The sequence below is a fragment of the Methanoregula sp. genome (assembly GCF_035543475.1).
GTDB lineage: Archaea > Halobacteriota > Methanomicrobia > Methanomicrobiales > Methanospirillaceae > Methanoregula.
Map to the genome: position 1 here is coordinate 31,290 of NZ_DATKKA010000007.1, position 12,606 is coordinate 43,895.

At 51.6% G+C, this 12,606-nt stretch carries 14 protein-coding genes; 8 read left to right on the top strand and 6 right to left on the bottom strand.

The genetic code is table 11. The annotated features are described in order from the left end of the window. Positions 1–79: 79 nt before the first annotated feature. Positions 80–943 (bottom strand): hypothetical protein, encoded by an 864-nt coding sequence (locus VMS83_RS02295; protein ID WP_325409473.1) that lies wholly within the window; start codon positions 941–943, stop codon positions 80–82. A gap of 628 nt (positions 944–1,571) precedes the next feature. Here VMS83_RS02295 and VMS83_RS02300 point away from each other — a divergent pair. Beyond that, positions 1,572–2,915, top strand: a complete 1,344-nt coding sequence (locus VMS83_RS02300) for an L-serine ammonia-lyase, iron-sulfur-dependent, subunit alpha (RefSeq protein ID WP_325409475.1) — start codon at positions 1,572–1,574, stop codon at positions 2,913–2,915. 171 nt (positions 2,916–3,086) lie between these two features. Here VMS83_RS02300 and VMS83_RS02305 read toward each other — a convergent pair whose 3' ends face one another. Next, positions 3,087–3,413 carry a hypothetical protein gene (locus VMS83_RS02305; RefSeq protein ID WP_325409477.1) on the bottom strand — a complete coding sequence of 109 codons (327 nt, stop codon included), beginning with the start codon at positions 3,411–3,413 and terminating at the stop codon, positions 3,087–3,089. Positions 3,414–3,541: 128 nt separating this feature from the next. Between VMS83_RS02305 and VMS83_RS02310 the strand changes: the two genes are divergently transcribed. Continuing rightward, positions 3,542–4,495 carry an aldolase gene (locus VMS83_RS02310; protein ID WP_325409480.1) on the top strand — a complete coding sequence of 318 codons (954 nt, stop codon included), beginning with the start codon at positions 3,542–3,544 and terminating at the stop codon, positions 4,493–4,495. A gap of 152 nt (positions 4,496–4,647) precedes the next feature. Next, positions 4,648–5,223: an HdeD family acid-resistance protein gene (locus VMS83_RS02315; RefSeq protein ID WP_325409482.1), complete on the top strand. Its 576-nt coding sequence runs from the start codon at positions 4,648–4,650 to the stop codon at positions 5,221–5,223. Positions 5,224–5,310: 87 nt separating this feature from the next. Here VMS83_RS02315 and VMS83_RS02320 read toward each other — a convergent pair whose 3' ends face one another. Continuing rightward, positions 5,311–6,129 (bottom strand): ABC transporter ATP-binding protein, encoded by an 819-nt coding sequence (locus tag VMS83_RS02320; protein WP_325409484.1) that lies wholly within the window; start codon positions 6,127–6,129, stop codon positions 5,311–5,313. Between the two features lie 137 nt (positions 6,130–6,266). On the opposite strand from VMS83_RS02320, the gene VMS83_RS02325 reads away from it, so the two are divergent. Beyond that, entirely contained in the window at positions 6,267–7,034 is a 768-nt protein-coding gene (locus tag VMS83_RS02325; protein ID WP_325409486.1) for a SagB/ThcOx family dehydrogenase, read from the top strand. Positions 7,035–7,078: 44 nt separating this feature from the next. Here the strand turns inward: VMS83_RS02325 and VMS83_RS02330 are convergent, their stop codons facing one another. Then, positions 7,079–7,438, bottom strand: a complete 360-nt coding sequence (locus tag VMS83_RS02330; protein ID WP_325409488.1) for an STAS domain-containing protein — start codon at positions 7,436–7,438, stop codon at positions 7,079–7,081. 302 nt (positions 7,439–7,740) lie between these two features. Between VMS83_RS02330 and VMS83_RS02335 the strand changes: the two genes are divergently transcribed. Beyond that, positions 7,741–8,166: an ATP-binding protein gene (locus tag VMS83_RS02335; protein ID WP_325409490.1), complete on the top strand. Its 426-nt coding sequence runs from the start codon at positions 7,741–7,743 to the stop codon at positions 8,164–8,166. Between the two features lie 15 nt (positions 8,167–8,181). Here the strand turns inward: VMS83_RS02335 and VMS83_RS02340 are convergent, their stop codons facing one another. Next, positions 8,182–9,489: an STAS domain-containing protein gene (locus VMS83_RS02340; RefSeq protein ID WP_325409492.1), complete on the bottom strand. Its 1,308-nt coding sequence runs from the start codon at positions 9,487–9,489 to the stop codon at positions 8,182–8,184. A 105-nt stretch (positions 9,490–9,594) separates the two neighbouring features. After that, a complete protein-coding gene (locus VMS83_RS02345; RefSeq protein WP_325409494.1) occupies positions 9,595–10,143 on the bottom strand; it encodes an META domain-containing protein in 549 nt (182 codons plus the stop codon). Between the two features lie 218 nt (positions 10,144–10,361). Here VMS83_RS02345 and VMS83_RS02350 point away from each other — a divergent pair, with 218 nt between their 5' ends. From VMS83_RS02350 to VMS83_RS02360, 3 genes are all read left to right on the top strand, one after another. Next, positions 10,362–10,586 (top strand): hypothetical protein, encoded by a 225-nt coding sequence (locus VMS83_RS02350; protein WP_325409496.1) that lies wholly within the window; start codon positions 10,362–10,364, stop codon positions 10,584–10,586. 216 nt (positions 10,587–10,802) lie between these two features. Then, positions 10,803–11,402: a hypothetical protein gene (locus VMS83_RS02355; RefSeq protein ID WP_325409498.1), complete on the top strand. Its 600-nt coding sequence runs from the start codon at positions 10,803–10,805 to the stop codon at positions 11,400–11,402. Between the two features lie 19 nt (positions 11,403–11,421). Next, positions 11,422–12,576, top strand: coding sequence for an NAD(P)/FAD-dependent oxidoreductase (locus VMS83_RS02360; RefSeq protein WP_325409500.1), 1,155 nt, complete (start codon positions 11,422–11,424; stop codon positions 12,574–12,576). Positions 12,577–12,606 lie beyond the last annotated feature (30 nt).

Here is a 12,606-nt window from a genome sequence, read left to right on the forward strand (position 1 = left end):
TCCGGGTCCATGACGAGGCCGGAATACCGGGTGTCAACCCGGGGTATCTGTTCCTCACGTACTCCCGTCTGTACCTGGATCACTCTCTAATCCGGCAGGCTGCAATGGCGGCAATCGCCAACCCGAGGACGCTGAGTACTGCAGACGGCAGGGATGATTGAGGGGTTGTGGTCGTGGCTGACGGAACCCCCGATACAGGTTCTGCCGGAGAGGCCATTGCTGCCGTGTTCATCCCAACCGGTGGTACAACACGCACGATATAATCGGAGACAGGCTGAACTCCGCCGATAAGTCCGGCGTTTCCGGGACAGGCGTCCGCGAGGGCCTGACCGTTTACAAAGGTCACGTTCACACTCGAGTCATCGTTCCTGCCCTTGAAAAAGAGCGATTCCCCGGGGCGGAGTACCTTCTGTGCAACCGTCATCTGCCCGCTCGAGATCGTTACATTCGAAGAGACCGCAGTGCAGGAGGTCCCGGTGCATGCAGAACAGTCCGGTACGGTGACGGCGCTGACTGTATAGTCACCAATGAGCGGAGTGGGGAGACTGCCTATGTTGCCCACCTCATCGGTAGCGTAATCTGTGGCAGTACCGGTGCTGTAAGTCTTTGCAAGAGCAATCCATGTTCCCCCGGTGCCTCCCAGGCTCACTGCTACAACTGTATCGTTTCTGGCAAAGACCTGAAACGCGGCTGCATCAGGGACTGTTCCGGTAAGTGTGGTTATGTTCATCGGCGTCCACGAACAAACCGGTTCGGAAGTACCGGAACCAAAGTCACAGCCGTACTGCGAGGGACCGGCAATCGTCAGGGTATTATCGGCCGGTGAGAGATCCGCTATTGTTCCCCGGACCGTTACTTCGAGTATTACCGCGCCGGCAGGAATCATGCAGAATGTAAGGATCAGCAGGGCGGAACACACAATAACGAGTGTTTTTGGTTTCATAACATCACCGTTGCGTGAGGATCGATTCCCGGTTTTTGGCTGGATATAAGCAACAGTCATAACCGTCATCGATTCTGGATGCGATCATGTAGGGCGGAGGTCGCTATAACTCTGGCGATAAGTGAAAAAATGGTCGTAGTTATTCAGAAATGATTGCGGCTGTTTATCTGGGAACTGCCGGTATCCCCTCATCCTTCCAGGGACTCTGGCATTACGAACCGCCCCGATGGCTCCTTGTGCCTCCAATCTTTCTGAAATGGCTGCTCGATGAAGGCGTGTATATCTGCCGGATTTTGAAAAAACAGAGGATCCTGTATCATGTACGGAAGAAGCGGGGCTGAGGTGATACCCCGCAATAAAAGACTGGAGATCAGATCCAACACAGAGGATATGTTTTCCGGAACAGTTTCCGCGCAGGGTGGACTGGACCAAAACCCATGAAGCCCAATCGAGAAGGTCCAATCCGCCCAAGGTGGATTTTCCAAAAAACCATCCTAATTACCTCACGTGAGTATGAACACCCCGTGCCCTATAACATTGTGATAACTGAAATTTTTTCTGCGGTTATCGCTGGCTATTTCATTGTCTGTACCGATGTCCTGAAAGCAGGTACAGGTGGAGATCGGTTGTGGATATTGCGGCGTTTTTACAGAGAAACGTAATACCCGTTACCGGGTGTTCCGAGCCGGCTGCCATTGCCTATGCAGCAGCCGTCGCATACCATGCCATATCGGGATGTATTCCCCCGGATTTTTCCGGATCCACCGGCCCGGCATATTCTACGCGTGATATTCTCAGTGTAGAGATCACCCTTGACCGGAATGTCTCTAAAAACAGCGCATGCGCACTCATCCCGGGTATGGAAGGCAGGAAGGGTCCGGCCGCAGCTGCAGCCGCGGGCATCTTTCTCGATCCACGTGATGGTATCGATCTTTTTTCCGGTATGACTCCGGAAAAACGAGCAAAAGCCGTGGTCATTGCACTCAGTGACCGGATCTCCTGCTCTACCGTGTCCGGGACGGGATCGGGAATAACCCCGGATATAACCGTTGGGATTATTGCTGGGACTAAAAATGGCATCAAAAAAGCCCAGGCACACATTACCGGTCAGCACAACCATGTCGCTTCAATCAGCGCTGAGGGAAGGGAGATCTATTCAAACCCGGGTATTCCTCCGGACTCCGCAGATGAACGTGTTCCCGGGGAAGTCATCTGGTTGATCCGGATCGCCGAATCGATGGATGGAGAGGAGATCGATACGGTATTCCGTGGCGTTGAGATGAACATGACCCTGTCCGAGTGTTGCCGGGACCAGGCGTACGGCCTGGGCCTTGGTCATACACTCAAGGCCCTTCTCTCCAGCCAGAAAGGGACCACCAGTCTCATCGACAACGTGCGGATCGCAGCCGCGGTCGCAGCCGACGCCCGCATGGGTGGAGCACCGTATCCCGTAATGAGCACCGCGGGATCTGGAAACCAGGGAATAACTGCCCTTATCCCTGTCGGTGTTGTCGGACGGGAATGCAGGTTCTCAAAAGCGGATATCGCCCGTGCGGCGCTTATCAGCCACATGATGACCAAGCAGGCAGACCGGTACGCGGGGCACCTCTCTGCGCTCTGCGGCTGCTCGATCAAGGCCGGTATCGGTGCCGCTGCCGGAGTTGCCTACCTTATTGGCGGGGGAGAGGAAGAGATTACGACCGCGATCAACCTGATGGTGGCAAATATCACCGGTACGATCTGCGATGGCGCAAAGCCGGCCTGTTCCTTAAAGATTGCCACGGCTGCAGGTCTTGCAACGGAATGTGCCTTTCTCGCCGCCGGGGGCATGAGGATCCCGACAGAGAACGGGATCATCCAGCGGACTGCTGAAGGAACGATCCGTACGCTGGAAAAGATCTCCCGTGCTATGGCACCAGTGGATGCGGCAGTGTTGCAGATCCTTGAGAGAAAAGCGACCTGCTTCCGGTAACCGGCTGCACTTTTCAAAATGTGCCTCTCCGGACAGACAAAGAAATTTGTTAATTGAGCCAAAAGGTATCCAAAGACACCGGTAACTTCCGTGATGATGGTGAAAAGTATCGGAAAAACCGGATTTTTTACTGTTTCCCTTTCATCGCCGTTATCCCGGTCCCTGGTTTTCTTATGGGATGAATCTCTTCACATGGATCGGGATAAGGAAGATAAACCATGTCCCGTTTGTCCTGTCAAAGATAATCTCTCCCTTCAGCTTTTCGGTAAGGATGTGAACACGTTTCAGCCCCGGCGTAAAGAAATTCAGCCAGTTACGACCTGCAGGTATCCCGATACAGCTGTCACATATGGCCATACTCAAAGTCGTACCCTGCCGGTCAACTGAGATTGTACATTTGCCCCGCCTTCCTTCAGGGAACACGTACTTGAGCATGTTGGAGATCGGTTCGTTGAAGATAAGGCAGGATAATCTTCGATTCTCTGTGCCCGGCTGCATGTATGCCTGCCGCCAAAAAACGTTTTGTCTCTCTCAATTATCCGGGTATGGGAGATGACAACCGAAAACATCCTATCCCGGTATGCCGGAATATCAACCATGATGTGTATTATTTACGGGGTCATGGAATGACCTACACCGTCGACCTGATCCCGACAGAGGAAAAGGAACGCCTTACTGCATGCTGCACACCACGGGTACGGTACGAGATAAAATCTGAGATCTTTGGATGCTGTATCAAACTGATCACAGATGAGAAAAGTCTCATTGAAACCTGGCAGGAAAACTTCTCTCCTATGTCCCAGAATATCCGGTCTCATGGCAGGCTCTATGTCTTTAAAGACCCGTCCGTCAGTGAAAACAGTGTCAGATTTGACCCGTACTCCAAGACGGTCTTCCTTACAAATTTTACCTATTATGGATGGATCAAGTCCATCGCACTCGGCCTGTGCGGGGATATTCTCGAAGATGAACACGGGATATCATCGATCCATGGAGCTTGTGTCGATATCGGAGGAAAAGGTATTGGCATCGTGGGAGTCTCTGGTGCAGGAAAAACCACACAAACCTACGGACTCCTTCGCGATCCTCAGGCCCGGATCATCTCCGATGACTGGTTCTTTACCCGCATCTTCGGCCCGGAGATCCTTGCCTATGGATCGGAACGGAATTTTTACATCCGTCAGGATCTCTCTGCAATCTGGAAAGAGTTTGACGGGCTGGTTCCAGCAAACGAATACGATGCCGAAGGTCGTGCGGTTGCTGATATACGGTGGGTGGTGGGAAAAGGCCGCCTTCTCCCTCTGACAACACTGGGGACGCTTATTATCCTGCATCGTGATCCTTCCGATCTCCGGATTGCTTCTCCGCTCGAAAAGGATGAGGCGTATGCCCTTTTTTCCGCCAACGGCTATTTCAACCCGCACCTGCTGGTGAAGGATGCCCGCAAAACTGCGCTGCGTAATGAATATATCAAAAACATCCTCGACCGGACGAATTGTTACCTGATCAACACTACCGGAACGCCAAAGGAAACGCAGGGTCAGATCAGGAAAGTAACCGGGCTGGCGAGAGCAGAATAACTTTTTTAATCTTCCTACATGGGGGCTCTCCCTCATTCCGGTTCGATCCTCCTGAATCTCCTTTAATGGGACCTGCGGATTTCCTGAACCGGAAAGGAAACTTCAAATATCGCTTTGGCAGAATTGACGTATAAAATTTGAGGTATAGTATTATGGCTGAAACAACTGCTTCTCCCCAGTCGTGCTGGTGCTGTAATCCCGGACTCTTTCCCTGGTGGGTCATTCTCCTGTGGGGAATTCTCTCCCTTGTTATCGGGATTATGTTCCTCTCCTCGCCGGGGATTACAACGATCGTTTTTGTGACATTCCTTGGAGCCTACTGGCTGGTCGGCGGAATCTTTTCCCTAGCCGGACTTGCTGTTGACAGGACGGATATGGGATGGAAGATTCTCCTTGCAGTTCTTAACCTGCTCGCCGGTATTATTATTCTTGCCTATCCGCTTTACAGTACCGTCCTTCTTCTCACGTTCCTTGTTATTATTATCGGTGTATGGGCATGCATCACCGGTTGTGTCCACCTGTACCAGGCTTTCTCCACCAAGGATGCAGGGAACGGTGTCCTTGGGGTATTGAGTCTTCTCTTTGGGATCCTGTTGTTGATCTTCCCCCTGATTTCAGCAGCTCTTGTGCCGTTTATTGCCGGGATCTTTGCGGTTGTTATTGGAATCATTGCTATCGTGACATCGTTTGCCGCAAAGAAAGCCGCCCCGAAAGTACCGGTTGCGTAATCTTAGAAATATTTTCTTTTTCTTTCAAACGGTCCGGTAGTAAAATTTTCCCGGACCTACCGGATCCTTGGAATAGGGTGGGCCTGGTCAGTACCCTGTCGCATAATACCAGCCATTCTCTTTGCGTATACGGACCGGGACTGAGAAGAGTTGTCCAATCCGCTCATCTGTCAGCATGGCTGCTTTCTCCCCATCCCCGATGATCCTCCCTTCCTTTATCATAACTACGCGCGTGATCTCGGGGATAATATCATGAAGATTGTGTGTTACCAGGATGATGCCTGTTCCGGACTGGGCAATTGTACGCAGGGTCTGGCGAAATATGTGTAATGCTGAGAGATCGAGACTGCTTGCCGGTTCATCGAGAAGGAGTGTGGCTGGATCAAAAACGAGGGCCCTGCCGATAAGAAAACGCCTGGCTTCTCCTGTGGAAAGCGAAATCATAGGCCTTTCTCTCAGGTGCCTGATCCCAAGGATCTGCTCGATCTCTTCTGATTTTTTCTCCATCGCCGGTGTTATCTCCCGGTTGAAGAGACCGATGCTTGAGAAGAAGCCCGAGAGGATTACTTCATGGCCGGTAATGGTGCGGGCAAAGGCATACTGGAGATCAGTGGAGACAATGCCGATAGTGGATCGGAGATCAAAGATATCCCAGACCTCCTCCCCGCGAAACCGAAATGTCCCGGGCTCCCCGGTAATCAGCGGATAGTATTCGCGGATAACGGCCTTGATGAGCGATGATTTTCCCGCCCCATTGGGTCCAAGAATGGCAACGTTTTCACCCTCATAGAGAGAAAGTGTTACCCGGTCAAGCACACGTGAATTTTCTTTCATTACGGTGACATTTTTGAACTCTATAAGGGGGAGTTCCTGCGAGGCCTGTTTTCCTGATAAATGCTCTTTCATCGATCCTGCCTGTACTGGAACAATATTTCGTTTTTTGGCAGATATCCGTATTCCTGAATACAATCAATCCTTGTGGTGAGGACTGATATTTTCCGTTTTCCACAAGGACTATCTGTAGCGGTCCTGAAAGGGTATCTATGCCAGATCATATTCAGATCCATGAGGAGATCGGCCGGCAGTTCATGGAGCATACCAAGTACCGCTCCCTTGGTCGTTCCGATCAGGAAAAGGGCATTCCGCAGCCCCCGCTTGAACTCCCCATGACGGCGGGTAAACCGGTGTTCAAGCTCAAAAGACCTGTCGATCTCGACATTCCGTCCATGGATCTTCGTACTGCAATTGAACGTCGGCGAAGTATTCGGTCGTATGAGAAGATTCCGCTCCGGTGCGATGAACTCTCATTTCTTCTCTGGTGTACACAGGGTGTCAGGCAGATCTCTGGTTCTGTAGCTACGTTTCGCACAGTCCCGTCAGCCGGCGCTCGCCATGCATTCGAGACCTACCTGCTGGTAAACGATGTCGAAGGTCTCCTTCCGGGACTGTACCGATACCTAGCACTTTCCCATTGTCTGCAACTGGTTGCCTCTGATCCTGCCCTGCATATCGATATTGCCCATGCAGCTCTGGATCAGGATTTTATTATGCGGAGTGGTGTTGTTTTTCTCTGGACAGCTGTCCCGTACCGGATGACATGGCGATATGGCGAGCGTGGATACCGGGATCTTCATCTCGATGCCGGGCATGTCTGCCAGAACCTGTATCTTGCCGCATTGGCGGTCGGTTGTGGAGTCTGTGCGATTGCGGCCTTTGATGATGATCTGATGGCATCGATCCTTGGGATTGATGGAGTAACTCAGTTCCTGATCTATATGGCAACCGTGGGAAAAACCGGAAGAGACCGATGAACTGCCCTGCTTACAGGTTGAGTACGGGGTAGAAAAGAGTAAATTCAGGTCTGGCGGGAGATTTTTGTCTCTTTTTCCGCAGCCAGCGCATCAGACGCCGTGGTGTAGATGGAGAAGATCGCGGTGAACCCGGCGAGGTTCATAATTTTCTGCACTTCTACAGAAAGACCGCAGAGCGCAAATCTATCTCCCTCGTTATGCAGTTTCTTTGCAGTCGCAAGCAGCACCCGGAGGCCTCCGCTGGAGATATACGCAAGCCCGGTAAAATCAAGGATAATTTTGCGGTCCCCCCGTTCTATGCGGCCGTTAATGGCGCCCTCAAGCTCGCCGGCAGTCATGGCATCCACGCGGCCCGTTATGGAAAGAACTGCGGTCGCATCGTGAATCGTGGTATCTATATCCATCGGTATGTCTCCGTTAAGACCTGCTCGTTGCGGGGTGTCTTTTTACAAATATCCTTTTTGTACAGAGATAATCCTTCTCCTGTCCCGACGGTTATTTCAGATTTGAGAGAGTCAGTAATTAGTCCTCCCCGGTGTCGCAGAATTTTCGGGGTAGCCTCCCGTTTATTGGCCGTCTTTTTATGGTGGATCTATTAAATATCATTACAGGAAAACTCTCATGCCCGATAAGGGGTGTTTGCAGAACGGTTTCCGTTATGCCGGACTGATACCGGCATGCCGGATCTGGTCTTTGGAGTGGAGGTATGACTCTGGTGGCGACAAATGAGATCCTCATCCCGGCCCGGTTAGACGCGGTGCCCGGCCTCTCCCTCGAGATCGAACGGTTCATGCATGAAGCCGGTTTCTCTGACTCACAGGTCCTTGACATGCAGCTTGCGATCGAGGAATCCGTGACCAACTCAATCCGTCATGGGTACCGCGGGCATTCAGGGCAGATCACCATTCACTGTGAAATTGTTCCAGAAAATATGACGGTGATAATCACTGATGATGCTCCCGCATTTGATCCGCTTGTGATGCCCGACCCCGATGTTACGTCCTCTTTAGAAGAGCGCAAAGCGGGTGGACTGGGCATTTATCTTATCCGGCGGGTAACCGATGCAGTCACGTACCGGTACGACCAGGGAAAAAATATCCTTACGCTGATAAAAAAAAGAGAGACCGGTTGACCTTAACTCTGCAGTTCAGGATTCCCGGACAATTTCCTGGATATATGCAACCCCGATCTTGGCGCGCCTGAGGCGGGTGCTGTCCAGAAGATGGCGCATATCGACGAATGTTGCATCGTTTACTATCTTTTTTACCTGTGAATTCAGATCAAGTGAGGCGTCGTAGGGCACACCCCGGAAGACCACACCGTGGTTGTGGAGTGCCATGACCTTGGAAGTACCGCGGCTTGCCGGGTTTGTGGAGTAGAGTGCATCCAGATCCTCTTTGGGGAAACCGGAAAGATCGCCGGTGAGATCGATCCCAAAACCGAAACTCACGAGCGTATCTCCTTTGTATGACATCCCGGTATCGGATGCCATCCACTGTGACTGGTTGGCCGGATCCATAATCGAGGATCCCGCAGGGAGTCCTGAACCGGCAACCGGTGCTTTTTTGATCCCGGAACTTGAAAGACCCTCGAGTACACCCCAGATAGCAACGGCAACTATCCCTTTGTAGCTCTTTACCCTGCTTTTCGCCCCGGAAAAGATCATCCGGTAGATATCCGCGATACTGACGCTTTTTGCGTCCCCGGTCGAGAGAGTCAGGTATTCGTTGAACGGCCCGTCTAAAGTCACATTATATCCGGTGTAAACGGGAACGTCAGATTCTGTATCGAGCGGGGTAAGGAAATCCGGAGTATTGTTGCCGTCCGTGGGTAACCAGACCATGGAACCGTACAGCGTGATCATCTCGCCCAGCAGGGGCATCGCTTCTTTTTTGTCAGCGCCGAGCGCTCCAAGGCCCAGCGAGTAGGTAATCTCAGAAAATTTTTTGGTCTTGATATCTGCCTCAGTGAGCCGCGCGTTCAGGACCTTTGCCATATCTCCGGTTACCCGAAGGGCCGGGGGGGATGTCATCCAGCCCGGTTCGATGGTTAGCGAAATTCCCTCCTCCTCAATTTTCTTATAAAAGATCTCGTTGAAGAGCGTGGGGTTCTTACGCTTCTTCTTCATATCCTCAACCGCGGCATCTACCGTTGGAAACATTTCAATAATTGTTGAGAACCCGGCCATGTCCAGTACTTTTTTCGGGTATTCCCCCACTGCGGCCAGAGCAAAACGGCCGTTCCTGCGTTTCATCTCTTTTTTTAGTATGTTGAAGGTGCGCAGTCCGCCGCTTGAAAGGTACGTGGAACCGGAAAGGTCCAGTATCAGTTCCTTGTCATCATCATGCAGCGCTCCTTTGATCCACTCGTCAAGCTGCTGGGCACCAAACGCGTCCAGCCTTCCATTGATAAAAAAGATGAGCACGCCTTCTTTCCGTTCGCTCTTTGCGTCCATGATTTCTGTTCAGACTCCCGGTTAATAGTTCTTACACCTGCCATTTTTAATGTTCGTATATCGCAATGGATGGCCATGCGCTTACCATGCAGATCGACCGGAAGATCAGGACTCGCCGCCAGTCTCCCTGAATATAAGGAGGGGTTTGCCAGAGTCATCGAAAAAGGTGAGTTGCCCGCTCCGGAACCTCACGATAGAACTATTATCAAGATCTGCCAGGTAAGATGTCTCTTCCTGCATCACCCCGGGAGTATCACAAACCTGCAGGGTTGTTGTCCTGTTGGTGGGATGAAGTGCAGTAGCATTGTTCCAGATGTAGGTATAGGAATACCAGTTGCATCCGGTATATCCGATGAGACCCTCGTTTCCGGCAGGACCAAATGATAGATTTGCTTCAGCCCCGGCTGGGGCAGGGATCATCGACCCTTCCCTATCTGCATAAGATATAACCGTCCAACGGGAACCTGTCAGATTGACGACAATCGGGTGCATAACACCCTGAACCTGTGCATAGATAATAAGAAGAATCAGTACGCCGATCAGCGCCATCACTGCCCAGAATCCCCGGCTCATGGGGGGAGCAGGGATTGGCACGATATCCGGGGCAGGAGAAGGAGATATATTGTCAGGGGAACCGGGATTATCCTGATCCATGTACATACACAATGCCTTCAATGGCATATGTATTCGAGTCCATGTGGCAGTACGCAAGGGAAATTCCTGTGAGAAGATCGGATTTGCAGGGCCGGCGCACTTTATCATCACAGGCTGGGTAACCAGCAGGATCTGGTGGAATCTTACCGAAGAGGACAATGATAACCCTATGACGAAGGTTTTGAGTGTTTTAATAGGTATGAAGGCCAATACTGTGTATGGAATTTGCCGATGTCAAGAAATGGGTGATCTTTTTCCTTGGGATCCTCGTTGCAATCGTAATCGCGGATGCGCTCTCCAATCTCCTTATGAATTATTCCGGCCTGACCGGCTGGGTTAATTTTATCGTAAGCTTTGTTCTGTACGCGGTTTTTTTCTTTGCCATACTCTATGTGCTGGAGAAGGTAGCAGGAATAGAATTTTTCGGGTTTGAGCGCAAATAAAATTCCTCTCCCTCCATTTTGTAATATTTTCAGCACATGTAATCCTGTCACAAGGAGTTGTGTGGAATATAATAGCGTAACAATCCCCGGATCAGGAAAAATTTCGGGAAGATCGATCGTATCTAAACTTTTTTTATGGGGAATTATTGCGGGGAAATGACATTAAATTTCAATATACATACGAAACTATTAACGCGATCACAGAGACGTAAATTTATGGATGCGAAAACATCCTGCCAGCTGAAAGGTCTGGTGGGAGTAATCTTCGGGGGCCTCGCGCTGGTTATGCCGGGTCCCGTCCTTGCCTTCTTTACCGGGATATTCTGGATCCTTCTCATCGCCGGGATGATTCTCTGCATACTCATTGCCATTACCGCTCATTCTGATGAATCGATCTTCTGGTTCCTGTGTGCTGCAGCACTGCTGGTTATCGGGATTGCGGAAATGATCTTTCCCTCTGTTCTCTCGTTTATATTTGTTCTCGCAGTCGCCGTGCTCGCATTCTATGCCGGTTATACAGGAATATCATGTGCACTGACCCGGAGTGAAACAAAGTATTATCTGGTTGGTGCCGTTATCGCAAGCAGCATTATCCTTCTCTTTGTCTTTCTGACTTTTGTCCCTTCGATGCGCTCTTTTCTTGTCATGACAGTGGTGGGGACCATTTCGTTTATCCTGGGGCTCTTTGCGGTCTTCATTGGCCTTACCTTGAAAGAAGGTGATGCAGTGCCCGTTTCGCCACATACATTCATCATCAACAGCTGCAAAATCCAGATCAATCCGGCAATCCGGCCGGAAGATAAAGATCCCAAGTAATTTTTTCGGTACTGCTGCTATGTCGCCGGCTTATGATGTTGTTGTTGCCGGAGCCGGGCCGGCAGGATGTGCAGCCGCCCGTTCCTGCGCTGAGGCAGGACTTTCGGTACTCTGCATTGAGGAGCAGGGGAGCATTGGTTACCCGGTGCAATGTGCCGGGCTACTCTCCCTCTCCGCATTTAACGAATGTAACGTTTCCCGCCGCCCAATACAGAATACTGTTACCGGGGCACGGGTTAATCCCTCTGAAGGGCCGGCTCTGGTCATTAACGCACATTCCCCGAAGGCATATGTGGTTGATCGGGGTATGCTTGACCGGGAGATGGCCGCGGCAGCGGCGGAAGCGGGTGCAGAATTCCGGCTCAAGACATCGGTCTGCGGTGTAAAGGATACCTCTGTGATCACCCGGGGGATAAACGGGCATGAAGAGATCTTATTCCAGATCCTGATCGCTGCAGATGGACCGCGGGGCACGATAGCGCGATCGCTGGGGATGGCACGATCCCCGGTTTTTCTTGCCGGTATTCAGGCCGAGGGACTTCTGCAGGGAAATACCGATCTCGTGGACCTGTACCCGGATGCTTCGCCGGAGTTCTTCGGATGGGTTATCCCCACCGGGAACGGGCGGGCCCGGGTCGGGCTTTGCGGGACACTGCAGGTAAAGGAACGCTTCGTTGCTTTTATGAAAAGGATTGGCCTTCGCTCCGATTTGCACTTGGTCACCGGTACGATCCCACTTGGCATAATGCCCCGGACCTATGGTTGCCGGACGCTCTTTGTGGGGGATGCGGCCGGGTTTGCCAAGCCTACTTCAGGAGGCGGTGTTTACACCGGGATCCGATCGGCCCGTCATGCCGCAGCGGTGGCGGCTTCCTGCTGCGAACAGAATTGCTTCTCTGATAGCGCGCTCGCGGAGTACGAGCAGCGCTGGAAGGCGGATATAGGGAAGGAACTTGCCCTTGGCTATCGCCTTTTTCTCATGCGGCAGCACCTGCCTGAGAAGACGGTCGATCGTATCATCCACGCAATGAGCACTCCTGAAATTGTAAACGAGATACACCAGTACGGGGATATGGACCGGCCGGCAAAGATTGCGGGGATCCTGATACGCCATCCCTCACTGATCCGGTTCTTCTCACCGCTCCTTCTCTCCGGCATCCGCTCCTTTCTCTAGATTACGAGTGATAACCGTTGACCCTTTTTT

Coding starts and splice junctions, on each gene's coding strand:
- VMS83_RS02295 (WP_325409473.1), bottom strand. CDS start 943: ATGAAACCAAAAACACTCGTTATTGTGTGTTCCGCCCTGCTGATCCTT.
- VMS83_RS02305 (WP_325409477.1), bottom strand. CDS start 3,413: ATGCAGCCGGGCACAGAGAATCGAAGATTATCCTGCCTTATCTTCAAC.
- VMS83_RS02310 (WP_325409480.1), top strand. CDS start 3,542: ATGACCTACACCGTCGACCTGATCCCGACAGAGGAAAAGGAACGCCTT.
- VMS83_RS02315 (WP_325409482.1), top strand. CDS start 4,648: ATGGCTGAAACAACTGCTTCTCCCCAGTCGTGCTGGTGCTGTAATCCC.
- VMS83_RS02320 (WP_325409484.1), bottom strand. CDS start 6,129: ATGAAAGAGCATTTATCAGGAAAACAGGCCTCGCAGGAACTCCCCCTT.
- VMS83_RS02325 (WP_325409486.1), top strand. CDS start 6,267: ATGCCAGATCATATTCAGATCCATGAGGAGATCGGCCGGCAGTTCATG.
- VMS83_RS02330 (WP_325409488.1), bottom strand. CDS start 7,438: ATGGATATAGATACCACGATTCACGATGCGACCGCAGTTCTTTCCATA.
- VMS83_RS02335 (WP_325409490.1), top strand. CDS start 7,741: ATGACTCTGGTGGCGACAAATGAGATCCTCATCCCGGCCCGGTTAGAC.
- VMS83_RS02340 (WP_325409492.1), bottom strand. CDS start 9,489: ATGGACGCAAAGAGCGAACGGAAAGAAGGCGTGCTCATCTTTTTTATC.
- VMS83_RS02345 (WP_325409494.1), bottom strand. CDS start 10,143: ATGGATCAGGATAATCCCGGTTCCCCTGACAATATATCTCCTTCTCCT.
- VMS83_RS02350 (WP_325409496.1), top strand. CDS start 10,362: ATGGAATTTGCCGATGTCAAGAAATGGGTGATCTTTTTCCTTGGGATC.
- VMS83_RS02355 (WP_325409498.1), top strand. CDS start 10,803: ATGGATGCGAAAACATCCTGCCAGCTGAAAGGTCTGGTGGGAGTAATC.
- VMS83_RS02360 (WP_325409500.1), top strand. CDS start 11,422: ATGTCGCCGGCTTATGATGTTGTTGTTGCCGGAGCCGGGCCGGCAGGA.